20 protein-coding genes and 1 pseudogene are annotated in these 23,850 nt (G+C 60.2%); 4 read left to right on the top strand and 17 right to left on the bottom strand.

Annotated elements, in window-relative coordinates:
• Window positions 1–6: 6 nt before the first annotated feature.
• Genes AABE10_RS10700 through AABE10_RS10665 form a run of 8 tightly spaced genes read right to left on the bottom strand, consistent with a single transcriptional unit; the run spans window position 7 to window position 9,870 of the window.
• Window positions 7–1,305: a hypothetical protein gene (locus tag AABE10_RS10700; protein WP_342933229.1), complete on the bottom strand. Its 1,299-nt coding sequence runs from the start codon at window positions 1,303–1,305 to the stop codon at window positions 7–9.
• Window positions 1,298–2,509 carry a glycosyltransferase gene (locus AABE10_RS10695; RefSeq protein ID WP_342933228.1) on the bottom strand — a complete coding sequence of 404 codons (1,212 nt, stop codon included), beginning with the start codon at window positions 2,507–2,509 and terminating at the stop codon, window positions 1,298–1,300. The genes AABE10_RS10700 and AABE10_RS10695 overlap by 8 nt, the downstream gene beginning before the upstream one ends.
• Window positions 2,485–3,534 (bottom strand): polysaccharide pyruvyl transferase family protein, encoded by a 1,050-nt coding sequence (locus tag AABE10_RS10690; protein ID WP_342933227.1) that lies wholly within the window; start codon window positions 3,532–3,534, stop codon window positions 2,485–2,487. The genes AABE10_RS10695 and AABE10_RS10690 overlap by 25 nt, the downstream gene beginning before the upstream one ends.
• Window positions 3,497–4,594, bottom strand: coding sequence for a glycosyltransferase (locus tag AABE10_RS10685; protein WP_342933226.1), 1,098 nt, complete (start codon window positions 4,592–4,594; stop codon window positions 3,497–3,499). The genes AABE10_RS10690 and AABE10_RS10685 overlap by 38 nt, the downstream gene beginning before the upstream one ends.
• Window positions 4,572–6,032, bottom strand: coding sequence for a hypothetical protein (locus AABE10_RS10680; RefSeq protein ID WP_342933225.1), 1,461 nt, complete (start codon window positions 6,030–6,032; stop codon window positions 4,572–4,574). Before AABE10_RS10680 ends, AABE10_RS10685 begins: the two co-directional genes overlap by 23 nt.
• The gene (locus AABE10_RS10675; protein WP_342933224.1) at window positions 6,029–8,263 is read right to left on the bottom strand and encodes a polysaccharide biosynthesis tyrosine autokinase; all 2,235 of its coding nucleotides are present in this window, start codon (window positions 8,261–8,263) and stop codon (window positions 6,029–6,031) included. The genes AABE10_RS10680 and AABE10_RS10675 overlap by 4 nt, the downstream gene beginning before the upstream one ends.
• A gap of 12 nt (window positions 8,264–8,275) precedes the next feature.
• Window positions 8,276–8,713 carry a low molecular weight protein-tyrosine-phosphatase gene (locus AABE10_RS10670; protein ID WP_342933223.1) on the bottom strand — a complete coding sequence of 146 codons (438 nt, stop codon included), beginning with the start codon at window positions 8,711–8,713 and terminating at the stop codon, window positions 8,276–8,278.
• Window positions 8,710–9,870 carry a polysaccharide biosynthesis/export family protein gene (locus AABE10_RS10665; protein WP_342933222.1) on the bottom strand — a complete coding sequence of 387 codons (1,161 nt, stop codon included), beginning with the start codon at window positions 9,868–9,870 and terminating at the stop codon, window positions 8,710–8,712. Before AABE10_RS10665 ends, AABE10_RS10670 begins: the two co-directional genes overlap by 4 nt.
• Window positions 9,871–10,427: 557 nt before the next feature.
• Here AABE10_RS10665 and AABE10_RS10660 point away from each other — a divergent pair.
• Window positions 10,428–11,531, top strand: coding sequence for an OpgC domain-containing protein (locus AABE10_RS10660; protein ID WP_342933221.1), 1,104 nt, complete (start codon window positions 10,428–10,430; stop codon window positions 11,529–11,531).
• A 91-nt stretch (window positions 11,532–11,622) separates the two neighbouring features.
• Here the strand turns inward: AABE10_RS10660 and AABE10_RS10655 are convergent, their stop codons facing one another.
• Entirely contained in the window at window positions 11,623–12,708 is a 1,086-nt protein-coding gene (locus tag AABE10_RS10655; RefSeq protein ID WP_342933220.1) for an AI-2E family transporter, read from the bottom strand.
• A 429-nt stretch (window positions 12,709–13,137) separates the two neighbouring features.
• Here AABE10_RS10655 and AABE10_RS10650 point away from each other — a divergent pair, with 429 nt between their 5' ends.
• Complete coding sequence (locus tag AABE10_RS10650; protein WP_342933219.1) at window positions 13,138–13,425, top strand: DUF3331 domain-containing protein; 288 nt, start codon at window positions 13,138–13,140, stop codon at window positions 13,423–13,425.
• A 98-nt stretch (window positions 13,426–13,523) separates the two neighbouring features.
• On the opposite strand, the gene AABE10_RS10645 is transcribed toward AABE10_RS10650, so the two are convergent.
• The 5 genes from AABE10_RS10645 to AABE10_RS10625 form a co-directional block, all read right to left on the bottom strand.
• Window positions 13,524–14,507, bottom strand: coding sequence for an alpha/beta hydrolase (locus AABE10_RS10645; protein ID WP_342933218.1), 984 nt, complete (start codon window positions 14,505–14,507; stop codon window positions 13,524–13,526).
• 52 nt (window positions 14,508–14,559) lie between these two features.
• On the bottom strand, window positions 14,560–15,051 hold the full coding sequence (locus AABE10_RS10640) for a thioesterase family protein (RefSeq protein ID WP_342933217.1): 492 nt from the start codon (window positions 15,049–15,051) through the stop codon (window positions 14,560–14,562).
• 88 nt (window positions 15,052–15,139) lie between these two features.
• Window positions 15,140–16,105 carry an L-carnitine dehydrogenase gene (locus AABE10_RS10635; protein ID WP_342933216.1) on the bottom strand — a complete coding sequence of 322 codons (966 nt, stop codon included), beginning with the start codon at window positions 16,103–16,105 and terminating at the stop codon, window positions 15,140–15,142.
• A gap of 42 nt (window positions 16,106–16,147) precedes the next feature.
• Window positions 16,148–17,077, bottom strand: a complete 930-nt coding sequence (locus AABE10_RS10630) for a 3-keto-5-aminohexanoate cleavage protein (RefSeq protein WP_342933215.1) — start codon at window positions 17,075–17,077, stop codon at window positions 16,148–16,150.
• 101 nt (window positions 17,078–17,178) lie between these two features.
• Window positions 17,179–18,078, bottom strand: a complete 900-nt coding sequence (locus AABE10_RS10625) for a choline ABC transporter substrate-binding protein (RefSeq protein ID WP_342933832.1) — start codon at window positions 18,076–18,078, stop codon at window positions 17,179–17,181.
• Between the two features lie 386 nt (window positions 18,079–18,464).
• Here AABE10_RS10625 and AABE10_RS10620 point away from each other — a divergent pair, with 386 nt between their 5' ends.
• Complete coding sequence (locus tag AABE10_RS10620; RefSeq protein WP_342933214.1) at window positions 18,465–19,457, top strand: GlxA family transcriptional regulator; 993 nt, start codon at window positions 18,465–18,467, stop codon at window positions 19,455–19,457.
• 73 nt (window positions 19,458–19,530) lie between these two features.
• Here the strand turns inward: AABE10_RS10620 and AABE10_RS10615 are convergent, their stop codons facing one another.
• The 3 genes from AABE10_RS10615 to betC all read right to left on the bottom strand — a co-directional run bounded on the left by AABE10_RS10615 (window position 19,531) and on the right by betC (window position 23,467).
• Entirely contained in the window at window positions 19,531–20,673 is a 1,143-nt protein-coding gene (locus AABE10_RS10615) for a porin (protein WP_342933213.1), read from the bottom strand.
• Window positions 20,674–20,903: 230 nt separating this feature from the next.
• A complete protein-coding gene (locus AABE10_RS10610) occupies window positions 20,904–21,869 on the bottom strand; it encodes a choline ABC transporter substrate-binding protein (protein ID WP_342933212.1) in 966 nt (321 codons plus the stop codon).
• Window positions 21,870–21,925: 56 nt separating this feature from the next.
• Window positions 21,926–23,467, bottom strand: a complete 1,542-nt coding sequence (betC, locus tag AABE10_RS10605) for a choline-sulfatase (RefSeq protein WP_342933211.1) — start codon at window positions 23,465–23,467, stop codon at window positions 21,926–21,928.
• A gap of 144 nt (window positions 23,468–23,611) precedes the next feature.
• On the opposite strand from betC, the pseudogene AABE10_RS36405 reads away from it, so the two are divergent.
• Window positions 23,612–23,725, top strand: a pseudogene (locus AABE10_RS36405) (choline sulfate utilization transcriptional regulator); the annotation flags it as partial.
• Between the last annotated feature and the right edge of the window lie 125 nt (window positions 23,726–23,850).

The raw sequence follows: 23,850 nt of genomic DNA, 5'->3' as shown, positions 1-23,850 counted from the left end.
AGGCCATTAACCGATCGTCGGGGTGTCGGCTGTCTGGAACGGCGTCAAAGAGCGCCGCGCTGCGCGTCGGCCAATCATCAACGATAGTGTCAGCACGAGCACATCTGCGATCACGATGCCCGTAAGCGCGCCGATCAGCCCGAAGCCATACGAGAACACCGAAACGAACAGCAGCGAAGCGCCGACTTCAAGCGTCGAAATTCTGATGAACGATTCGCGGTCTGCGGAGAACATTACAAGCGACAGCACACGACACGCGAAGATCAGTATCGAGCCCACGAACACGGCGAACATAAAGCCAAGCTGCACTGTATCGGAGCCAAGCAACGCCATTGGGAACAAGCGAACGCGGCATGCAAGCCAACTTTCCAAGGAGACCAGAACAATAAGAACCGCCGCACCGGCCACCATTATGTGACGCTTGGGCAAATACAAGAGAAGAGCCATGATCCGTTTGAGATTGCCACTCAGAACGAGCGCTACCCCTTGCCCGCAATTGAACGCGAGATTGTGAATACTCTTCACGCCGCGATACAGCGATCCGGCTGCCGGGCCGAGGATGAACGTGACGATCACGATATCAATGTGCTTAGCGCCGGAAAAAATGACATTTGCATACCAGCTACCAAGAATCTCCTTTCGGTTCTGAACGATGAACGCTTTATAGTCGAAGGTACGGAAGTTGAATTGCTCAGCTTCCGGGCGGAAGAAATCAGAGCCGCGTGGTGGTCCGCGACGCAGCGAACATAGATAGGCAATGAGAAGCATGGCGCCATACATGGCCTCGACAGACAGCAGCAGATCGGGCAAGTACGGATCGAGTGAGCGCCTTGCGATCAATACCGCAACGACCAACACGCGACTGAGCGCGGACACTGTCGAAATCGCGCAGATTGTACTGCTTCGTCCATAGAACCTTAACACTCCGAGCGAGTAATGCGACAGCCCATAACAAATCGGCGCGAGCACCATCTGCGCACCGATTTGCGTGCGCGCAATAAGGCCGCAATTGGCGAGCAGCGTGCCAACTATCGCGAACACCACCGTCGAACCGAGCGCACTCAGACAATCGAGAAAGATCAGCGTCGAGACACGGGAACGAACTTTCTCGATGGTATAAATGCGAGGGGAACCGAAATTGAATAGATCAATTGCAACAAAGAAGAATGCGACCAGTGCATACGACTTGCCTAGCCACTCAATGTCCATATTGTGCAGCGCAAGCGCGACTGCAACGAAATTGCCGAGAGCCGGCAATGCAGAAGCCAGCATCACGTAGGCGACATCCCGCTTCATGTCAGCCATATGCTTTCAACGCCTCGCAGTAGCAGCGGTACTGCGCCTGAAGCTCCGAATAGCGGAAGTGGCGCACCGCTTCGCGCTGTCGTTGCTTCTGCTGAACGCGCCATTGTTCGTCCGCGGCGATGCTCGCGATCTTCTCGACTAATGCATCGATATCGGCCGGCGGCACGAGGCTCGCGGGTTCGAGCACCTCCGCGACGCCGCCCACGCAGGTCGCGATGACGGGACCCCCCACTGCCATCGCTTCAAGCAGTGCACGCGGCATCCCCTCCTGAAGCGACGGCAACACGAACAGCGTATGCCGCCTCACCTCGCGAAGCACGTCCTCCCCGTCTAATGTGCCGCGAAATCGCACGCTATCTCCAAGACCAAGTCGGGCAGCTAGTCGTTCAAGTTCGGGGCGCAGCAGGCCGTCGCCGATAAAGGTGAGTTCGATGTTCAGCGCGCGTGTTCGCAACGCAGCCACCGCGTGCAGCAATATCCCGTGCCCCTTGCTTTCGTTGTGCATCATTCCGACGTTGACGATACGGAGCACGTTAGCATCATTAACGTCGACGCCCAGGTCATTGCAGTCGAACAGTACGTCAGGCAGATAGACGTCGCTGAAGCCGAACGAGCGCGCAGAGGGGCCTGGCGGATAGGCCTCCTGCAACACGCGGGCCGTCACATAGCGCACGGTTCGACCGTGCTTCGCCGCGTGACCCGTAGCCCAGCAATGTATGCGCCGAGCGACGTGCCGTAGCGGATGACGCGAGGCCACATCGCTGAAATAATTCGCCGGATTCGCAACGATCTCGGCGGAGAACGGCTTGCCGGTGGCACGGCATAGCAGCATCGCCAGAAGTGAAAGGTTGCCGGGGAAACGCAGCAGCAGAACATCTGCATCGCGAACCACCCGCCAGATACGCCATATGAGCCGCGGCAGATGTCTGATCCACGCCTTTACGCCGCGCGGATTGCCAAGGTCGATGAATCGCGCGTTGTCATCGGTAACGAGTTCGCCAAGCGCGATTGGCACGGGAAACGACCGGGCTGCGATGCTTAAGACTGGAAAACTTTCCGCAAAGCGAGCCGCGAATTTGCGATATCCCATGTGTGGGCTATATATCTTGTCACCGACCTTCTGGAAATTGCCGTCCATCAGCAGCGCGATCGACGGACTGGTTACATCTCTTATCAACTTCAACAGTTCCGTATAGCGATCCACCGGAGCCGTGGCCAGCGCTCGCCAGAAGGTGCCGTGTCACTCCTGAGCTTTTCGATCGCAGCAGCAACCACATCCGGATCGAAACTCTCCGCATGGAACGCGTATTCAGACAACCCGAGATCTCGATACGCTGCCAGCCCTTTGCGCTCATAGGCGATGTGTATGCTTGGCACCCTGCACAACACGCTTTCGAGGCTGCCGTGCAGCCGCACGGAGACGACGACAGCATCGTCAGATCGCATCACATCGCGCAGCGCAGGTGCCGATTTCACACCAAATACACGCTGATAGAACACGTCGTCGCTGTTGCCGCGACCTGCACTTTGCAGCGCGAAGCTCGCATCCGGCGACAACTCGATCAGACGGCGCAGCTTCGCGATGTAGGCATCCGAATACGACTTATCGCTCAGGTCGCGAAATACGAAATGCACTTTGCGCCGCGCGTCGGACATCGAGGAATCGCTAGGCGCGCGGCGCGACGCGTGCGGGTGCTTGCTGATTTCCAGCACAACCAGGTCGCCCATCCGCACGGCGTGCCGATGACGCAGTTCTCCCATGCTCTTGTCGTCACGGAGGAAGATCGTATCGACATGACGACGCACAAGCCATTTGAGCACGCGGCCCGGCGTCATACGAAACGGTCCAACGCTTTGCGGCAGATAGATTCGCGCGCAGGGCCGCCATAGCGATGAGCAGACGATCTGCAAGCCGTGCGCAACTAACGTTTTACAGCCTTCCTTCCAGGTGCCCGCGCGTAGATATCCACCGCCGACGCCAAAAAACACTGCCCCCCGACGGCGCGATGCATGAGTGAGAGTGCCGACAACAAACTGCCAAAGCGAAATCAACCTGACGCACGGATCGTCGAGATAGCCGACGAAAGAGGCAGGGTCCAGACACACGACGGTGATGAGCTGCGTGAAGCCCGCGTCGCGAATGGCACGCAAACTCAGCTTGACCAGCAGCCCATCGCCGCTGTTGCGTGCACTATAGGCGTGCAGCAGATAGACGTCGGGCTTTTTCATAACAGTTCATTAAGGACCTGAAGAATTTCTGCGCATTGAACGCCTGATCAAATACGTGACGCGCATTCGCACCCATGCGGCGGCATTCGTCGATGGACAGCGAGTTGAGTTGCTCTGCGAGACACTCTCCCGTGAGCTGCCGCAATATCAGACCGTTGTAGCCATGAATAACCTGTTCAGGCAGGGAGCTCTCGCTGGATACGACAAGCACCTTGCCCGCTCGCATCGCTTCGATCGGAACAAGTGCCAATCCCTCCCAGCGCGACGGAACCACAATCGCGTCCATCCTGCGCATGGCGCGCCCCGCCTCTTCGGGGCCGACCCAACCGTGATACGTGATGTGCGATGCTCTGCCCGGCATCGCTACGTCGCCGCGCACTGCGGTGCCAAACACATGTACCTGCAGATGGTCGTTGAGCAGCGGCAACGATTCAACGAGGATATCGAAGCCCTTCTGATAATCGAGCCGGCCGAAATAGCCGACGCGGATATGTCGCGCCAGTGCCGCGATCTCCGTTTCGTCATCAATCCGCTCGGTCGAGGCGTCCGTCGGAATACCCGTATAGACCAGTTCGATTTTCTCAGGCGCGATACCATGCCTGCGCGCCGCGCGAACCTCATCAAACGACATACAGAGAACTAATGCGCAACGACGCGCAAGCCATTTCTCGACCAGCGCAAATGCGAGCGCAGTCATACGCGAGATGTCCTTCTTCATGAAAGACCAGGCATGCGGCGTATACAGCACCTTCTCGGCTTCGAAGCGGCTAAGGCGAACGTAGATGCCTGGATACGAGCTATGGCAATGAATCACGTCCGCGCGCAGCGTTTTTATCAGCCTACGCACAGCGCGTGCGATCACAATCAATCTGAGCGGATTGCGGCTCGACCGATACGACACGACGTCAATGCCATCGACGTCCAGCTTCGCGACGTCCATATTGCGCGAATCGCATATGAGCGCCACGTCATGTCCGTCATTGCGTTGTTCGATCATCAACGCGGTGACATAGCTGGCAATGCCGCCGGTCCATGCTTCAACTACGTGGACTATTCTCATGCCGGTTTCTTTTTCTTCTCAGCAAAAGCGCCATAGGCAAAGCGAAGAGCACGATCCAACGCATCGCGTAGTAAGCCAGAACGTTCGAATCGAACAGGAAAAACAGGAAAGGTAGCGGGTACGACACCATCTTTGCCGGCAACCATCGCCAGTTCGCGCCGAGGGCCGCATGGTCGATCCGGGCGATCAGCCACGCCGCAACAATGAAAGAAAACAGATAGCCGGGAATACCAAAATTGACAAGGAATTCGCCGGGCATTCCAAACAGTAGCGTCGTCTCATCGGACCGGTTAGTCTCGGTCTCGCGAACAATGCGGCTCTTTTCGAGAGCAAAGGTTTCCGGCTTGTCTCGCCAGACCGCCTTCGGAACGATTGCGGCCACCGCGCCCGCAAAGCTGCGACCCATGGCGAGTGGATAATCTGACTTTGACACGGAGTCGATCGCCTGGACCTGTACGTCAAAGCGCGACAGATCGCGGAACAGGAAGAAGCTGAGCGGTCCCATCGACAGGTGCAGCATTCGCTGATCTGCGAAATTCTTCGACAGACTGCCGATCTCTGAATAGTCGATGCCGAACTTCAGAGGGAGCATTGCGATGCCACCGAGGGCGATGCAAACGCCGGCGAGCTTCGCTGCGCGCCGGCTGATGTGTGCGACGAGCGTGTGATGGACGCAGCAGGCGAACAGCACGACGAACACAATCCCCTGCCGGTTGCCGAATACGCCAGATGACAGCCACCCAAGCACGACCAGTTGAAAAAACGCCGCGAATGTCATCACGCGACTGCGCCACGGCCTGAGCACCACACACGCAAAAACCCAGAGCGGAGCGGTATTGGCAAGCGCCTGCACGACACCGAGCCCTTCCAGCGGATCGTTTTGCGTGACCGACGTTTCGAGACGGTTCGCATAAAGCTGCACGATCTGTCGATAGCCACCGAGCCTCAGGTAAATGAACGCTAGCGCCGCGAGCGCCACCAGTGCGAAGACATAGACCCAGCGGCTTACGATGACGGCTCGCGGCACGTGTGGCACGGCAGCATGTGACGCGCGCTTACTACGCATCGCGGTGAAGGTCACGTTCATGATCCAGATACCGACGATGTTCAGCGTGAACCAGGCGATCGTTGCGGCGTCCTGTTCGGGCAAAAGCGTCAGATAGATCTCATCGCGCACGATGAGTTGACCGACGGGCAAAACACAGAAATATGCGAGCGCAAACAGTTGCCAAAGCCGCAGCAACTCGCTATCGGCCTTGATGCACCAGATGCTTACGACCGTCAGTAGCAGCAAAATGACCGTCAACGTACTGACGGCCCCAAGATAGAGTGCAGCAAAGAGGCCCGCCGCAGCTAGCCCTCCCAACAGCAGCAAGAGAAACGGCCGCTTTTCCCGTGACCGCCGAGGCCGACGCCATGTCGCTTGTGCAGTGCTCATTTCGTCGCCGCATTCTGGTTCACATAACGGTAGTCGACGTAACGGTACGCACCATACTTCGACCGACAACCGAATGCCCGCGTACTTACGCCATTGAAGATCACCCCTTTGAGTGGCGCGTTCGCGCGTTGCAGTTGCCGCGCGGTTTCAGTGAGTTCGCCAATCGTCGTTTCCTGAAAGCGCGCGACGAGCAACACCGTACCGGCAACGTTAGCCATCGCCGACGCATCGGAAACCGCCAGCACCGGGGGCGTATCGATAACCACCATGTCGTAGCGCTCGCCGAGCGATTCCATCACGCGGCTCATCTTCTGGCTGAACAAAAGATCCGACGCATTGGGTGGAATGGTGCCCGTCGTCATCAGATCGAGCCCGGTTGACACGTCGTGCTGAATTGCGGCCTCAAGGGGCGTATCAGCCACGAGCACATCCGACAACCCCATGCCGCGTGCGCAGCCGAAATACTGATGCAGGTGACCGCGTCGCATGTCTGCATCGACGAGCAGCACTCGCTTGTCGCCACCGCAAAGCACGGCTGCGAGATTGGCGCAAATGAACGACTTTCCGATTCCCGGCGCCGGGCCAGTCAACAGCAGCCGATTGTTCGGTGCATCCAGCATCGCGAAGCTGAGTGCGGTACGCAAGCTGCGCAGGCTCTCGACCGGCGGGTCGGTTGGATTCGATTGCGCGAGCAGGTACTTGCCCGGTTCCCCCGATCGCATGCACGCGTGCAGCGATTTCTGCGCCTGCGAAAGCGGAATCGTGCCGTATACGTTGAGGCCAGTGTAGCGTTCGATGTCTTGCGCGTCCGACACGCCGCCATACAGCATTTCCCTGGCGAATGCGACACCGATTCCGAGCGTGAGACCGACGATGGCAGCAAGACCGATCACAAGCGGCTTCTGTGGCCATATCGGTTCTTCCGCGATACGCGCGTCGTCCACGAGACGAACGTTGCCCACCTTGCCCGCCGCGACCAGCTTCAGCTGCTGAAGGTTGTTCAGCGCGCTCACGTAGATGTCCTGGTCCACTTGCACGTCGCGCATCAGCGACACCACATTTTGCTCGACGTTCGGGAGCCGCCTCATTCTGCTATTCACGTCGCCGAGCCTTGCCTTCATCGCATCGATCTGCTGATCGAGCGCGACCATTGCGGGATGGTCCGACGCGTAGCGCGTCGCAAGATCGTCGCGTTTCTGCTGCAGGCCGATCTGGCTGCTTCGCGTCGCGACGCTTTCCTGGAGCAAGGCTTGAGCTTCAAGCGTCACATCGAACGTGCCGCGCTGGTTGCGCATCGCGTTGTAGCGGTTTTCCGCCGCCTCCAGATCGTGTTTGAGCTTCGGCAGCAAGCCTTCGAGGAATTGCGACGACTTCTCCGCTTCAGCTGCCTTGCGCTTTGCGTTCTGTGCAACATACGCTCCGCCGACCTGACTCAGGATCGTGGCAATCTGCCTCGGATCTTTACCGCGAAGCGTGCCGGTGATGATGTCGCTCTGCTTGCCATCCTGCTGGATGTTGAGATCCTTTTGCAGGTCGGTCAGCGTCTTGAGCTTCGACTCGCGCGTCAGATCGAATCTGGCACCTGGCTTCGCGCGCACACCGGCTACCAGCAAGTGAACGTGTCCAACGCTTTGATCGATGTCTACCGGTTTGCCGATCACGCCTTCAATCGGCGCGTCGAGATCCGGCTGGGTCAGGCGAAAGCGTTGATTCTCAAGGAGTTCAAGCCTGAAGCGTTCTCCCTCGAGTTCTTTCGGTACGTCGAATTCATACACGTCGATCGATTCAACACCCCAACAGAAACCGCCCCAACCGAAAAGCCCGGGATTCGACAGCGATTTCGCGCTATCGGCAATACGCCAGCCAATCAGCGGAAAATAGCGCGGCCGCGCGTCGATATAGAGATGCAGGTTCTGCACTGTCTGATCGACCACCATCCGTGATTGCAAAATCTTCAACTCGCCTTCGGCTTGCGTCTTCACGTCGAACAGGGAAGACACGTCGCCGAGCAGAGAGCTCGCGCTTGTCGGATTGTCTTCTTCCACCTGAATGACAATGTCCGCCTGATAGGTCGGCTTCGCCAGAAATGCATAGGCGGTCCCCAGCAACACGACAATGGCGAAGATGCTTGCGATGACCCAGCGGCTTGCGGTCACGATGTCCAGGTAACGAATGAGGTCGCTCTCTTCGTTAGTGCAATCCTCGATCATCTGGTCGACTCGGTTGTTCATGTTGCGCTCTCGTCAACTCATTGCTTCTATGCGGGGCACCCATGCGTCGACGCCCTGCTGGATCAGCCCGAATGCATCGCGGAAACCCGCGATCGGCTTTCTGTACGGATCGGGCACGTCAAAGCGCCCTATTTCTCCAAGCCTGAACACCTTGCCCGATGCGCCTGGATACCGGCGCATGATCTCGTGCTTGTGTGCTGCTTCCATCGCTAGTATCAGATCGGCGCCTGTCGCAAGACCCATATTCAGTTGTTGCGCGCGATGCGCGGCAATGTCGAGCCTCGATTCAGCCGTGACGCGTATCGCCAATGGATCGGGCGCGGCACCCACGAGCGCATCTAGCCCGGCCGACAGCACCGTGACACCACTGAGCTTCCGATCGAACAGGCATTGCGCCATTGGACTGCGGCAGATGTTGCCGATGCATACGACCAGTATCGTCTTGATCATTTGGTCAGGATCGCGCCGGTTAACGCTGCGTTGACAGCAGGCAGCAATAGGTTCAGCACGCGGGAGAAGCGCACCAGTTCATTACCATCGACATATACGATGTCGCGAGGATTAAGCTCAAACTGGTTCGCAAGAATCATCGAAACGGGAGACTTCGCGTCCAGGTGAAATATTTGCGGAGCCGGACTTATCGAGTCGCGAATGACATAGACTTCCGATGCGTCTGCGGTTGCGTTATTCAAACTTCCGGCTTGGGCAATCGCATCGCTCAAGGTCAACCGCCCGCTTTTCATCGGCACCGCAGTAGCAGGCTTGTTCACCTCGCCCATCACGAGTACGCCGTTGTCGTCGCGCGCGACAATGCGAAGGAGATCGCCGTTCTTCAAGACGATCCTTGCCGGATTAAGACCCTTGTCCAGCATCCCGGTGAGATCCAGCCGGTAGGACCGTCCACCGCGCACCAGCACCATCCGGCTCTGATCCGCCGTTGACGCAAATCCGCCCGCTCTGTTCACCGCGTCATAGAGAGTCATCGGAATATCATTTAGCGGCAGTGCACCTGGCGTATGCACTTCGCCATCAACGTAGATCTGCCTGGCGCGAAATGAAGCAATGCGCACAGTCACTTGCGGCTTGATGAAGACTCTGGTTAGCGCGGCGGTCAGTTGCCGTTGAACCTGCTCAGGCCTTAGACCTTCGACGTGAACCTGTCCTGCATACGGAAAATCCAGATTGCCGTCCTGATCTATGACAAATCCAGGTACTGGGTCCGAGGGGCGCGTTGTGGTTTGCCCGACAGGACCTTGTGATTCCGCCAATTCGGGATGATCCCAAACGGTAATCTGCAGCACGTCGCCCTTGCCGAGCGTGTAGGGCTCAGGACTTGTCAAAAGGGTTTCCAGCTGACTCGAGCCGGCGCGACTCAGGTCGTCTTTCATCCTCGCAATCAGCGCCGCATCTATATCGGTAATTGACGCGCGCGAACCCTGCGCTCCGTTTTGGGCCGCGGCCTCGCTTGCCGACGATACCGCGTGCATATCCATCCGCATGCCCGGTGCGATCGCACAGCTCGACAATCCCTCGCACGCCGCAAGCAACACCGCAAACCAGCAACTCATGCCAGAGCGCTTACGCGGCGCGTTCGAAACCGCTCCCATCTGCCTATCCTTTTCTGTTGACTCGCGCTCGTCCCGAAGCAGCCGCGTCGTGATTCCCTCGTGTCATTCCACGTGTTTGAAAGAACACGTCGCCGCAGATCGAGCCTCAATCGCGCCTGTCGTCCAGGAGGCATTCGACGTGGGCAATCGGCTCATTGAACTTCGCGCCCGGCATGACGCCCCCGCGATCCAGCGACCCGCAAGCATACGAACCTCACCCGGAAATTTCCGGCCAATACCCGAACCGTTTTCGCCAACCCCATCTCGATTCTTCGACCCCGCAACACCACTTTTCCAACAAAAACGCAACCAGGAGGAACTCTGAGAGATAATGGCGGTCCATTTCGGGGCGTGCGGGCGACCAGTGGCCGAAGCCGAATGCAGAAAGAGGTCAGCGGGACCGCCACGAGCCGCCGCGCAAACGCGCCATCAGGCCAGGCCGCGATCGCGCGCCAGGCACGCTCACGCAAGCACACCCCACCCGTTTCCCGCCTCACCGAAACCGCGCTGCGCGCCTCCCGCGCACCGTTTCGCGGAGGCGCTTTGCCAATACACGCATGCAGACATCAAGAAACCGTCTGATCGAGCTGGACTTCTTCCGAGGACTGGTTCTTCTTTTCATCGTCGTCGACCATATCGGCGGCAGCATCCTGTCGCGCGCCACGCTGCATGCGTATGCGCTGTGCGACGCAGCCGAAGTCTTCGTCTTCCTCGGCGGGTTCGCGACGGCCACGGCCTATGCGTCGCTTGCGAAGCGCCACACGGAAGCCGACGCGCGCAACCGTTTCTTCTGGCGCTCGTTTGAGCTGTATAGGGCATTTCTGATCACGGCTATCCTGATGCTCGTCGTGAGCGCGGTGATGAGCGCGTTCAGCATCGACGCGCCCAACATGGCCACGACCGATCTCGACGACATGATGGACACGCCGACAACGGTGCTGCGCGACATCCTGCTGTTCCGCCGTCAGCCTTATCTGGCGTCCGTTCTGCCGATGTACGCGTTCTTCGCGTTCGCCATGCCCGTGGTCTTGCCGCTCGCGCGCAGCAAGCCGTGGCTGCTGCTCGCGGGTAGCCTCGCTGTATGGTCGATTGCGCCGTGGGTGCTGCCGCATTTGCCCGTCGCCGAAGACGCGCAATGGGACTTCAATCCGTTCGCATGGCAGTTGATGTTCGTGATCGGTGTGATCGCGCAGACGCAGCCCGTCTATCAGCGCGCAAGCGCGCACCGCTATGGCTGGATCGTGACGGCGCTCGCGTGCGCCGTGGTCGGAGCGGCCGCCGGGTACAAGCTCTTCGTCGAAGCAGCGCCGCTCGATGGCAGCCTCAAGCAGAATCTGTCGTGGCTGCGCGCCGTAAACTTTCTGGCGATCGCGTGGCTCGCCGCGAACATGGTGCGTATCGGCTGGGCAAAGGCGATCGCGCAGCGCCTGCCGTGGATCGGGCTCGTGGGCCGCAAAGGCCTGCTGTGCTTCATCGCGGGCACGGTGATCTCGCTGGTCGTCGACTCGCTCTTGTACACGGCCACTGACGGCTATCTGAACGTCCCGCTCGGCCTCATCGCGGATGGCGTCGCGATCGGTTCGCTGTTCGCAGTCGCCAGAGCGTCCGCGCCGATCGCTCGCGTGCTGACCTTGCGTCTACGCGGCTCGGGGCCCGCCTGATCCGGCCGGTCAGGCAGCCACGCAAGCCGCCGGCCGAAGCGGCATCGCAAAAGCACGCGTCATAGAAGCGTAGAGCGGGATCAGCGGAGGATCATCGCTCGATCCACTCGGTCCACAGCACCATCAGTACCGTCATCAGCGCGGGGCCGACGAACAGACCCAGCAGGCCGAACGTCTCTGCGCCGCCGAGAATCCCGAACAACACCAGCAGAAACGGCAGCCGCGTCGAATTGCCGATCAGCATGGGGCGCACGAAGTGCTCGGCGATGAACACGACGACAAAACCGAACACGGCAAGCGCAATGGCAGGGACGATCGCCCCGGGGATGATGAACAGCCACAGCGCCGCGCCGCAAAACACGACGGGCGCGCAGAACGGCAGCATCGCGGCGATCGCCGTGACGAACCCCAGCAGCGCGGCGTGCGGCACGCCCGCCAACATGTAGGCGACGAACAGCAGCGCGCCCTCGCCGATGCCAACCACCACGAGCCCCGACACCGTCCCGCGCACGGCCGCCGCCATCCGCTCGACGAGATGCAGGCCTTCATGGCCGAACGCGTGCTGGACGCCTTTCATCAGCGAGCCGGACAGCCTGGGGCCAGCCTGAAAAATCACGAACAGCGTGACGAGCATGAAGCCGAACAGCATCAGCGCATGCGCGGCGCGCGCGCCGAAATGCCGACCGAATGTCACGACGGCGTCGCCGTGCAGGCCCTTCATCGCGGGCGAGTCGCGCAGCGGCTGCGCGAGATTCGCCTCCCACCACGCACCGATCTGCGCCGCGCCGAACGGCAGATGCTGGACGAAATCCGGCACGGGAATACCGTTCTCGTGCACGGTGCGCAACCACTCGATCACGTCGTGCGCTTCGTTGGCGGCCTGCGCGATGCCGATCCCGACGGGCATCAGGAACAGCAATCCGATGGCAATGGTCAGCACGGTCGCGATCAGCGTCGTGCGTCCTGTGAAGAACGCGTGTTGTTCGACCCGATGAAACGCCGGCCACAACGCAATCGCGATCACGCAGGCCCACGCGATCGCGGGCACGAAGTCGCGTATCACCCAGAGCGCCAGCACCACCATCACGGCATAGAGCGTGGCCGAGGCCACGCGCTGCATCTTGCGGCGATCCGGCGTGTCGGCCTCGGATGGGACATCTGGCGGACGTTGATTCATGTGACCTCGTAGAATGAGCGGACTGCGTGGGCTGCCGCACGAGCTGCCCGCCCGCACAAAGATAGCGCGAATAGATGGCGGACCCGGACCACGGACCCGGCACGGACCATCGCAGCAAGCACACGGAATACCTGCGTCGTGCCCGCCTTCGGTGCGCAGCCGTCGTGTCGAGGCGCACATCATAATGGATGCCGCGCGCGCCCATCCACGCTGCCCAGCGATCCCGCCCTTTTCTTCCGCTGATACAACAGTTCGTTGCAGATTTGCGTGTAATGGCAATGACAGCCCGCAAAACGGCCTGTTACCGTCCGCGTACATACCCGCTATCAGATTATTGCGAAATCGGGAACAGTGTTTCTACGCAGGCACAATGGCTCTCACGCGCGCGCGGGACTAAATTCGGCACACACCACAACTACGGAGCCGACCATGACGACCTTGGAGTGTTTACCGTTGATGGGCGCCAACGGGTTGCGCATCGAGATACTCGAGCACTCTGACACAACGCTAATCATTCGCTGGATCGAACCGGGCCGCTGTCATTATGGCGAGCAGCGCTGGCGCCGCCGCTCGGCGCACTCGTCCGGCACCTGTGCCGTCTCGCGCCGCAAGATTCGCCGCGGCGACGCCGTCTTCAAGCCGGCCGAGCGCCCCGCTCCCGCCAATGCATCCGCGATGATCGCTGCCGAAGTGCTCGAACACGCGCTCGCGGCATAACCTGCGTTTCAGGCAACAATCGAACTCAAAGGTTCTTGCACAGAATACGCGGCATTGCACGCAAAAGGATCGCATGCGACAGGCTGTTGCCGCATCCGTTACTCTGCCGCGCGGTCGGAAAGGAAACGGCACACTTCGCCGTGCATCCATTGCACGCCGGGACTCGTAGCCAGCGCGCGCCACGAGCCATGCACAAGGCCCTTGCCGACGGGCGCATGCGCCTGCCCGCCGGCCGCACGGATGCGCTCCGCGAACAAGCGCGCATCGTCGCGCAATGGATCGTGCTCGACGCCGATTGCCAGCGTCGGCGGCAATCCATCATAACGTGATGCTTCGAGCGGAATCGTCCACGCAACGCGCGCCGAAACGCTTGCGCGCATGCCGCTGTCTGCTCCGTCCGCTTCGTTGCCCGCCTGATCGCCCCAATACAATGCGCTGTAGCGCCGCACATCGGCGAGCGTGAGCATCGGCGCATCGGCTTCCGTCTCGCGCGCGGGAGATTGCGGTTCGACACCCAGCATCGGATAAACCAGCGCGAGGCCGCGTACGCCCTTCACGCCCTCGTCGCGCAACCGCATCGCGACACTCGCCGCGAGCGTCGCGCCCGCGCTGTCGCCGGCGAGTTGCAGCGACGCCGGCAGTGGACCGAACGGCAAGCGCCCATCGAGCGCGGCACGCGTGACAGCAAGGCAATCGTCGTGAGCGGCGGGCGCGGGATGCTCAGGCGCGAGCCGGTAATCGACGGCAATCACGCACAGGCCTGTATCCGCCGCGATGCGCGCAGTGATCAGATCGTGGCTCGCGAGCGAGCCGACCACGAATCCCCCGCCGTGAAAATAAAGCACCGTGCCCGAGGAGCGCTCGCGTTCGAAAGGCGCATACAGGCGCAGCATGAAAGTGTGCCCGTCGGGCGACGTGAACGGTGCATCGTGCGTGCGCACGCCGTCGGGTAAGGGCGGCGTGAATGCAGCGGCGAGGCGCTCGTACATCGCCCGCTGCTCGACGACCGTCGATACCGCCCGGTCGCTCGGATAAAGCGATTTCGTCCGTTCGACGAATGCCACCATTTCAGGTTCGAGCATGACGTGCGCTCCGTTTGTGCGTTGCCCGATTATGCCCGCAAAATCCGACGCATCACTTGCGGGTCAGCACGGGCAAGCCGATCACACGGCCAGCGTATTGCGCGGCGGGCAACGCGGCCTGCGCATCGACGAGCGCATGCACGCGCGTCTCGACATCGCTATCGAACACAGCGGAACGCGGCCCGCTCGTATCGACGTGCAGCAGCATCTGTTCGCCCGCCGCGACGGGTTCGTCGCTCTCGTCCGCGAACATTTCGAGGTACAGGTGCATGCGCTTCGCGTCGTGCGCGAGCACGCGCATTTCGACTCGCACTTGCGCGCCTTCCTTTATCTCGCGCAGATAGTTGATGTGCGCTTCGAGCGTATAGATAGAGCGGCCGCGCGCCTTGCGCACGGTGTCGTCGAGGCCGATCTGGTCGATCAGCGCATCGGTGGCGAAGCTGAAGATCAGCATATAGAACGCGTCGCGCAGATGGCCGTTGTAGTCGACCCATTCGGCGCGCACGACGTCGTGATACGCAGGCAATTCCGCGTGTCGCGGCATGGCGGTTGTCTCCGTCGCATTGAACGTTGTTCGTCTGCGCGGGGCATCTCGCATCGACGCCCCGCGCGTGCAGCCATATTACGCGACGTTATTCGTCGGGATGCAAGCCGTGCCGCGCTTTCGCGTCGGCAATCGCGGACAGCACGTTCGTGATGCAGTCGTCGCGATAGCGTTCGAGCTGCTTGATCGAGCGCGGACCGACTTGCTCCGCCGTGCCGTCGACGACACGATCGATCAGCTCATCCGTCAACTTCGGCGCAACGAGCTTGGTCCACGGCAATTCGAGCGCCGGCCCGAATTGCTGCATGAAATGGCGCATGCCTGCGTCGCCGCCTGCGAGCGTGTATGTGAGGAAGGTGCCCATGAATGACCAGCGAATACCCGCGCCAAAGCGGATTGCATCATCGATTTCGCCCGTCGTCGCAACGCCTTCGTCGACGAGATGCAGCGCCTCGCGCCACAGCGCTTCGAGCAAACGATCGGCGACAAAGCCGGGCACTTCCTTGCGCACATGCAGCGGCCGCATGCCGAGCGAACGATAGATAGTCGACGCGGCATCGATGGTCGAAGGCGACGTGCGCTCGCCGCCCACCACTTCAACGAGCGGCAACAGATACACGGGATTAAACGGATGCCCGACGATGCAACGCTCGGGATGCAATGCACGTGCATAGAAGTCGGTCGGCAACAGACCCGACGTCGATGACGCGATGATCGCATCGGGCTTCGCCGCGCGACTGATCTGCTCGTGCAGCGCGAGCTTCAGTTCTTCGCGCTCGGGCGCGCTTTCCTGAATGAAGTCGGCATCCGCGACGCACGCCTCGATCGTCTTCACGAAACGCAAGCGATCTTGCGAAGCGCCCTCCGCGAGCCCGACGCGTTCGAGCGCGGACCATGCGTTCGCGACGTTGTCGCGCAACTGTTTCTCCGCGCCCGGAGCCGGGTCCCACGCCACGACGTCGAGCCCGTGCGCGAGCGCGCGCGCAACCCAACCGCTGCCGATCACGCCGGCGCCGATTGCTGCAAATGTCTTGATGCTGGTGATGACTGCCATTGCCGACGATCCTCTGTAATTGTTCAAAGCCTTATCTGAACTTCACGCGAATTGCTCGACGGCGCGCTTTTCGAGCAGCCGTTCGCCGCGCGCGCGCAAGCCGAGCTTCTTGCGGCCTTCGGCGGGCGTAAGCGCGCGGCCGCCCAATCGCTCGATGATCTCGATTGCACGCGTGACAAGCGAACCGTTGCTCGCAGGAACACCCTTATCCAGCCAGATGTTGTCTTCGAGACCGACACGCACGTGGCCGCCCAGCAGCATCGCTTGCGCGACCATCGGCATCTGCATGCGCCCGATGCCGAAGCCCGCCCATTGCGCGCCGTCCGGCAGGTTGTCGACCATCGCTTTCATCGTCGTCGTATCGGCGGGCGCGCCCCACGGAATGCCCAGGCACAACTGGAACAGCGGCGGCGCATCGAGCAGTCCTTCCTTGAGCAATTGATTAGCGAACCACAAATGCCCTGTATCGAAGATCTCCAGTTCTGGCTTCACACCCAGTTCCTGAATGCGCTTTGCGCCCGCGCGCAATTGAGCGGGCGTCGATACATAGATATAGTCGCCGTCGCCGAAATTGAGCGTGCCGCAATCAAGCGTGCAGATCTCGGGCAAGAGTTCTTCTACGTGCGCAAGACGCGTCAGGCCGCCCACGAGATCGGTATTTGCGCCGAAGCGCATCGGATCTTCACCGGGTCCGATCTCCAGATCGCCGCCCATGCCGGCCGTCAGATTGATGATGACATCCGTGTTCGCCGAGCGAATGCGATCGACGACTTCCCGATACAGATTCGGATCGCGGCTGCCGCGTCCCGTTTTCGGATCGCGCACATGGCAGTGCGCGACCGTCGCGCCCGCGTTGGCGGCTTCGATCGCCGCATCGGCGATCTGTTTCGGCGTGACGGGAATGGCAGGATGCTTGCCGACGGTGTCGCCTGCGCCCGTGACGGCGCAGGTCACGATCACTTCATGGTTCATGCGTGCAAATTCCTGTTAGAACAAAAGAGTCGGAATGAAAAGTACTTGCCGTGCTCTAAATAAAGACAAAGCTTCAGCAATCGGGCATTAAAGACGTTTGCTTAAAGACCCAGATAAGCCTTGACGGCGGGCAAGCCGTCCTTTCCGTCATACGTCTTCACGCCGGCCAACCATTGATCGAGTACTTGTGGGTTCTGTTTCAGGTAGGCTTTCGCGACGTCGGCAGGTTTCTCCTTTTTCATCACCGACTGCATCACGACGTTTTCGATCTGCGTCGTAAAGCGAAGATTGCTGACGAGCTTCCCGGCGTTCGGACAACGCGTCAGGAAGTCAGGCGACGTCAGCGTATAGACGCGCGCTTCGCCATCGTTGGGACCGAATACGCCTTCGCTGCCGCTCAGGTACTTCATGTCGATCTGAATGTTCATCGGATGCGGCTGCCAGCCGAGAAAGACGATCCATTTCTTCTCGCGTACCGCGCGCTCGACGGTGACGAGCATGCCCGCTTCGCTCGATTCGATCAGCTTGAAGCCGCCGAGTCCGAACTGATTAGTCGCGATCATCTTCTGGATCGCGGCATTCGCGCTGCTGCCCGGCTCGATGCCGTAGATCTTGCCGTCGAGTTCCGCGCGATGCTTCGCGATATCCGCAAAGGTCTTCAGTCCCGCGTCGTATTCATAGGTCGGCACGGCGAACGTGGCTTTCGCGCCCGTCAGATTCGGCGGCTGCAGGACGTTGATCGATTTCGACTCGACGAATGGCGCGATCGCTTTTTCCTGCACGGGCCACCAGTACCCGAGCGAAACGTCGAGTTGCTTGCTCTTCAGTCCGGCAAAGGAAATCGGCACCGATGCCACCGTCGTCACGGGCTGATAACCGAGCCCTTCGAACACCGTCGACGCGAGTGCCGTCGTCGATGTGATATCCGTCCAGCCGATGTCGGCGAAATGGACGGCGCGGCAACTTGGCGGGTCTTGCGCGAGCGCGGGTTGCGAGAGCATCGCGAGAAGGCCCGTGACAAGGCCGGCGAGACATGCGGTAACGACTTTGATGCGCAACTTCATGACGATCCCCTTCGACACGATTCGCAGCGTGTCCTGTAACGCCCGGAACATGGGCGGCTAGTGAGACGACCCAAAAACAACTGATGTGAAGCAAAGGTACAGGCCCATATTTCCCCAAAATCGACCGCCAGCGACCCGTTCTTGCTTGCGCGCGACCATGAGGGAAAACCAGCATGCAACTTGCTGTGCGCGCCGTAGGCGCTCATTGGTGCGCCGCGCAATCGCGACGCGGATTTTTGGCACGGCTTGCCGCATAGCACGACACTTGCTACGCTCGCCGGGTTCGACGAATCCGCTTCACCTGACATCGAGAAGATCGAGCGATGCCCGAAGACATTTCGTTCCTGCTATTGCCGAACTTTTCGGCCATCGGCTTCATGTCGGCCATCGAGCCTTTGCGCGTCGCGAACCGCTTCCGCGAGGACCTGTATCGCTGGCACATACTAAGCATCGACGGCGCGCCCGTTGCCGCGAGCAATGGCATTTCGCTGAATGCCGAAAGCGCGTTCGCCGATGTCGACCACGCGCAAACGGTCTTCGTCGTCGCGGGTTTCGAACCGCTTGCCTGCTACAGCCGCGCGCTCGGCGACTGGCTCAAGCGTCTGGACCGCGCACACGCGACGCTCGGCGGCATCGACACGGGCGCATTCATTCTCGCGGAAGCGGGCCTGCTGCGCCCAACCGACAGCGTAACGCTGCATTGGGAAGCGCTCTCCGCGTTTCGCGAGCGCTATCCGGCCGTCCAGGCGAGCGAAGAGCTATTCGAAATCGGCGAGCGGCGCATTACGTGCGCGGGCGGCACGGCGTCGATCGACATGATGCTCGACCTCATTTCGCGCAGCCACGGCGCGGCGCTCGCTTCGTCGATCTCCGAGCAGTTCGTGGTGAGCCGCATACGTCAGCGCTCCGATCATCAGCGAATGGAAATTGCCGCGCGTTATGGCGTGCACAATCGCAAGCTGATTCAGGTGATCGGCGTGATGGAACAGAATATGGAAGAGCCGCTGACGCCCGCCGATCTCGCGCAGGAAATCGGCGTCACGCGTAGACAGTTGGAGCGGCTCTTTTGCTCGTCGCTCAAGGACACGCCGACGCATTTCTATCTGCAATTGCGGCTCGATCGCGCGCGAGAGCTTTTGCGGCAAACGGACATGTCGATTACGGCGATCTGTGTCGCGTGTGGCTTCGAATCGCCATCGCATTTCTCGCGCACTTATCGCGCGAGGTTTGGAGCGAGCCCGCGCGATGATCGCAGGCCGGTACGCCCCGGTGCTGGCGGCGTAGTGAGCACGACGCGGGAGAATGCTTTGCCTTGAAGCAGACGTATGTCCGCGACGGTCTAGAGATCCTCAAAGGAAGAACTTGAAAGTCCGTCGCGGACAAATCGATTTAGAACGAATGCCTCATGCCGATCCGCACATCGGCTTGCGTCGTCGTCGTCGATGGCGTGAAGCTATAGCCGATCACCGCATCCACGCCATTCGAAGCCTTCAGATAGTCGCCCGAGATATACACGTCCGTCCGCTTCGACAGCAGATAATGCGCGCCGAGCGAACCCTGATTCCAGTGATGGCCTTCGAAATTCGTGTACTGATAGCCGCCGATCACGCTGAATGCCGGCGTGACCTGCCAGTCCGCGCCGCCTTCCGCTACCTTCATATGCGACGTGACGCCGAGCCCTTTGATCGTCGTGTACGTGAAGTTGCCCATCAGCGTCACGTTGCCGATCGCATAGCTGGAGCCGACGCCGAAAGCGCCCTGCTTGTCGACGGGAAACGGATTGCTTGAAAAGAGGTCCGTTCGCGCGCCTGTCGCTGGATCGACGGTGGCCACTTGCTGGCCCAGAAACGTATGCACGCCGAGCATCGCATACGGGTCGAACGCATAGATGCCATGCGGATTGTTCAACTGCGTATAGGCCGCGCCCGCCGTGAACGAGCCGTTCGCATAGTGCGCGCCGACGCTCCACGCGCTGTCCTGATGGAAATTGCCCGCGACATTGCCGAACGAGTACATGCCGCCGAACATGAAGCCCGCGAATTCATTCGAGAGGAACTTCACCGAATTGGGCAGACGGTCGCCGTTGAAACGGTCGAAGTCGCCCTGGTGAATCGCATAGCCGCTCGCCCACGCCGAGACGTTGTACAGGTACACCATCTCTTCCGTCATATCCAGCTGATTGCCGAACGACAGCGTGCCCCACTGGTTCTTGAGCCCCACATAAGCCTGGCGCCCGAACATCGTGCTGCCGAAGCCCAATTGGCCATTGCCGAGGTGAAAGCCATTCTCAAGCACGAATACTGCTTGCAAACCGCCGCCCAGATCCTCCGTTCCTTTGATGCCGAAGCGGTTGCCATACGAGATGCCGTCGTCGAACTTCACGACGTGCGAGCCGCCCGTGTTGTTCACGTATGTGATGCCCGCGTCGATGATCCCATACAACGTGACGCTGCTTTGTGCGTGACTCGCATTCGAAACTCCGGCGAGCGCGAACGCGACGCCTGTCAGTGCTGCGGCATTCAGCTTTTTCATTGTATCGTTCTCTCTTGCCTGGCTATGTGGATATAGGGGTATAGGAATGCGAAGCGAACTTCGCGTCGTGTGCCAATTGCACGACGATCAACGCACAGTACAAATCCATATTTCGAGCAACTCGACCAAACGCGACACACTTTGGTCTGGCTGCGACATGCGCGATAAAACAAAAGCGCGCGTCCCATTGCAGAACTGCGCGCCTCCATTCGAGTGCGGATAATGCCGCTTTAGTGAATGCCCAGCTGTGCCTGCACGGCCTGCAATCCATCGGCGCCGCTTGTCGTCGTCACGCCTTTGAGCCATGCGCTTAGCAATGCGGGATTGCCCTTCAGCGCATTCATCGCCGCCGTGTTCACATCGACCTTGTTTTGCAGCACATTCGCAATGATCTGGTTTTCCATGTCGACGTTGAACGTCATCTGCTGAAAGAGCTTCGCGAGATTCGTGCACTGCCCCGCAAAGCCCGCGCGCGTGACCGTATTCACCGTTGCGCCGCCATAGTTCGGGCCGAAATACGCATCGCCGCCTGACAGATAGGTCAAGTGGAACTTCGTGTTCATCAAATGCGGCTCCCACGCGAGGAATACGATCCACTGCTTGTCGCGTACCGCGCGCTCGACCTGCGTGAGCATCCCCGTTTCACTCGATTCGACGATCTTCCAGTCGCCGAGTCCGAATGCCTTGTCGGCGATCATCTTCTTGATGTTCTGATTGGCGGGCGCGCCGGGCTCGATCCCATAGATCTTGCCGTTGAACTGATCGGCATGCTTGACGAGATCGGCGAACGAATGAACGCCCGCTGCCGCGACATAATCCGGCACGGCCAGCGTGAACTTCGCATTGACCAGATTAGCGTGCAGCACGTCGATCGAATGCTCGTCGACGAACGGCTTCACGAGCGGACCTTGCGCGGGCATCCAGTTGCCGAGAAACACGTCGATCTGCCCTTTCTTCAAGCCCTGATACGTGATCGGCACGGATAGATTCGACACGTTCTGCTGATAGCCCAGCGCCTTGAGCAGCACGCCTGCGACGGCATTCGTCGCGTCGATATCCGTCCAGCCGGGATCGGCCATGCGGACCTGCGTGCAGGTTTGCGGCTCTGCGGCATGCGACGATCCCGTCAAGGCCGCGCCGAGCGCTGCCAGCGTCAGCGTGGCCTTCACAAGCGAACTTCTCCAGCGTCTGTTCATCGTGAGCTCCCGTAGTAAGTGTGTCGTATTCCGTGGCGCATTTCGCGGTGATTTCGTCAACGAGCGACGACGCGTGGATAACGTGCCATTGCCTCAAGCGTGTCGAGTTCGATGTGATTGCGCATATAGCGCTGGCTCGCGTCCGTGAATGGCTGCCAGTCCCACGAGCGGATCGCGCCTTGCGTCGTCGCTTCGAAGTGAAAGCGCCGGCGCCGCTGGCTCGCGAGCACCGATCGATGCAGCGCGGGCACGTCCCAGCGCTGCGCGATTTCCTCGCGAAACGCGTCGACCAATGCGGCCGCCGCAGGCTCTTGCACAAGATTCACGCGCTCGTGCGGATCGTCCGCGAGGTCATAGAGCTGATCGGGATCGACAGGCGTATGAATGAACTTGTACTTGCCGCGACGGATCATCAGCAGCGGCGCAATCGCGCCTTCCGCGAAGTACTCGACTATCGCTTCGTCGTGCCCGCCGTCGTCTTGCAGATGCGGCACCAGGCTGCGTCCGTCGACGGGATCGGGCCATTCGGTCGCGCGCGCGCCCGTCGCCATTTCGACGAGCGTCGGCAGCAGATCGACATGCGAAACCGACGCTGCCACGCGATGTGCGCGGTACTGCTTCGGCGCATGCACGATCAGCGGCACGCGCACGCCGCCTTCGAAGCACGTCATCTTGTACCAGAGCCCGCGCTCGCCGAGCATTTCGCCGTGATCCGACGTGACGATGACGATCGTGTCGTCGGCGAGCCCGGTTGCGTTGAGCGTATCGAGAATCGCGCCGAACTGCGCATCGACATACGACAGCGCGCCGTAATACGCATGCCGTGCATTGCGAACCTGCTGTTCGGTCGGCGGCGTCAGGTCGGCCTCGTAAACATCGCGCAGGCGCTTCGAGTGCGAATCGCTCTCTTCGCGCGTCAGCGTCACGCGCGGCATGTCGATCTGTTCGTCACGATACAGGTCCCAGTACTGCTGCGGAATCGCATAGGGATCGTGCGGATGCGTGAGCGACGCGACCATGCAGAAGGGCCGTGTATCGCCGCCCGCCTCACGCTCGCGCACGATGTCATACAGCTTCTGGCGCGCCGTGTACGTCACTTCGTCGTCGAAATCGAGCTGGTTCGTGCGCACGCACGGGCCCGCATCGAGAACCGAACTCATGTTGTGATACCAGCTCGGCCGCACATCCGGGTGTTCCCAATCAGGCACCCAGCCGAAATCGGCGGGATAGATATCCGTCGTCAGCCGTTCTTCGAAACCGTGCAACTGATCGGGACCGCAGAAATGCATTTTCCCGGAGAGAATCGTCCGGTAGCCCGCTGCACGCAGATAGTGCGCGAAAGTCAGCGTTTGCGCGGGCAATTCGGCGGCGTTATCGTAAGCACCGATTGCAGCGGGCCGCTTGCCCGCCATCATTGAAAAACGCGCGGGCGCGCACAGTGGGCTCGCGCAATAAGCCGAGTCGAATACGACACCTTCTCTCGCGAGTGCATCGATGCGCGGAGTCAGCGAAACCTGATTGCCATACGCGCGCAGTGCAAACGGCGTCATCTGATCGGCCATCAATATAACGATATTCTGCTTTGTATTAAGGCTCATGGGCGGGGCGGATTAGAATCGGAGGATTGCGCTTTGTTGTACGGCGGTGCATCAACGTAATGACTCGCCGCATGCACATCACTATTGCCGCTCATTAAAAAATTGTGAAGGCGGCGCACGCTTATCGGCCCATAAGGGAATGTTATGCCGGGAACAGACCGCCTTCCACCGATGCAGACGCTCACGGCGTTCGAATCGGCCGCGCGCCTCGCGAGCTTCACGGCCGCCGCGCGCGCCCCCGCTTCCCTTCGATCTGCCTTTCCCACTACATGTGCTGGCTCCAACGCGTGCGTGGTCTATATGTCATGCGGTCATACGGGATAAGGGTCGAGCGTCACACCACTTGATACAAGTTGCATAACAGCTATCGGCTTTACAAACTT

Origin of the sequence: Paraburkholderia diazotrophica (genome assembly GCF_038900755.1) — a bacterium.
GTDB classification, from domain to species: Bacteria; Pseudomonadota; Gammaproteobacteria; order Burkholderiales; family Burkholderiaceae; genus Paraburkholderia; species Paraburkholderia diazotrophica_A.
Note: the sequence above shows the minus strand (reverse complement) of the source record. Positions and strands in the feature narration are given on the sequence as shown.

Coding starts and splice junctions, on each gene's coding strand:
- AABE10_RS10680 (WP_342933225.1), bottom strand. CDS start 6,032: ATGAGCACTGCACAAGCGACATGGCGTCGGCCTCGGCGGTCACGGGAA.
- AABE10_RS10685 (WP_342933226.1), bottom strand. CDS start 4,594: ATGAGAATAGTCCACGTAGTTGAAGCATGGACCGGCGGCATTGCCAGC.
- AABE10_RS10690 (WP_342933227.1), bottom strand. CDS start 3,534: ATGAAAAAGCCCGACGTCTATCTGCTGCACGCCTATAGTGCACGCAAC.
- AABE10_RS10700 (WP_342933229.1), bottom strand. CDS start 1,305: ATGGCTGACATGAAGCGGGATGTCGCCTACGTGATGCTGGCTTCTGCA.
- AABE10_RS10660 (WP_342933221.1), top strand. CDS start 10,428: ATGCAGACATCAAGAAACCGTCTGATCGAGCTGGACTTCTTCCGAGGA.
- AABE10_RS10655 (WP_342933220.1), bottom strand. CDS start 12,708: ATGAATCAACGTCCGCCAGATGTCCCATCCGAGGCCGACACGCCGGAT.
- AABE10_RS10635 (WP_342933216.1), bottom strand. CDS start 16,105: ATGGCAGTCATCACCAGCATCAAGACATTTGCAGCAATCGGCGCCGGC.
- AABE10_RS10620 (WP_342933214.1), top strand. CDS start 18,465: ATGCCCGAAGACATTTCGTTCCTGCTATTGCCGAACTTTTCGGCCATC.
- AABE10_RS10645 (WP_342933218.1), bottom strand. CDS start 14,507: ATGCTCGAACCTGAAATGGTGGCATTCGTCGAACGGACGAAATCGCTT.
- AABE10_RS10640 (WP_342933217.1), bottom strand. CDS start 15,051: ATGCCGCGACACGCGGAATTGCCTGCGTATCACGACGTCGTGCGCGCC.
- AABE10_RS10675 (WP_342933224.1), bottom strand. CDS start 8,263: ATGAACAACCGAGTCGACCAGATGATCGAGGATTGCACTAACGAAGAG.
- AABE10_RS10615 (WP_342933213.1), bottom strand. CDS start 20,673: ATGAAAAAGCTGAATGCCGCAGCACTGACAGGCGTCGCGTTCGCGCTC.
- AABE10_RS10630 (WP_342933215.1), bottom strand. CDS start 17,077: ATGAACCATGAAGTGATCGTGACCTGCGCCGTCACGGGCGCAGGCGAC.
- AABE10_RS10670 (WP_342933223.1), bottom strand. CDS start 8,713: ATGATCAAGACGATACTGGTCGTATGCATCGGCAACATCTGCCGCAGT.
- AABE10_RS10665 (WP_342933222.1), bottom strand. CDS start 9,870: ATGGGAGCGGTTTCGAACGCGCCGCGTAAGCGCTCTGGCATGAGTTGC.
- AABE10_RS10650 (WP_342933219.1), top strand. CDS start 13,138: ATGACGACCTTGGAGTGTTTACCGTTGATGGGCGCCAACGGGTTGCGC.
- betC (WP_342933211.1), bottom strand. CDS start 23,467: ATGAGCCTTAATACAAAGCAGAATATCGTTATATTGATGGCCGATCAG.
- AABE10_RS10610 (WP_342933212.1), bottom strand. CDS start 21,869: ATGAACAGACGCTGGAGAAGTTCGCTTGTGAAGGCCACGCTGACGCTG.
- AABE10_RS10625 (WP_342933832.1), bottom strand. CDS start 18,078: ATGCTCTCGCAACCCGCGCTCGCGCAAGACCCGCCAAGTTGCCGCGCC.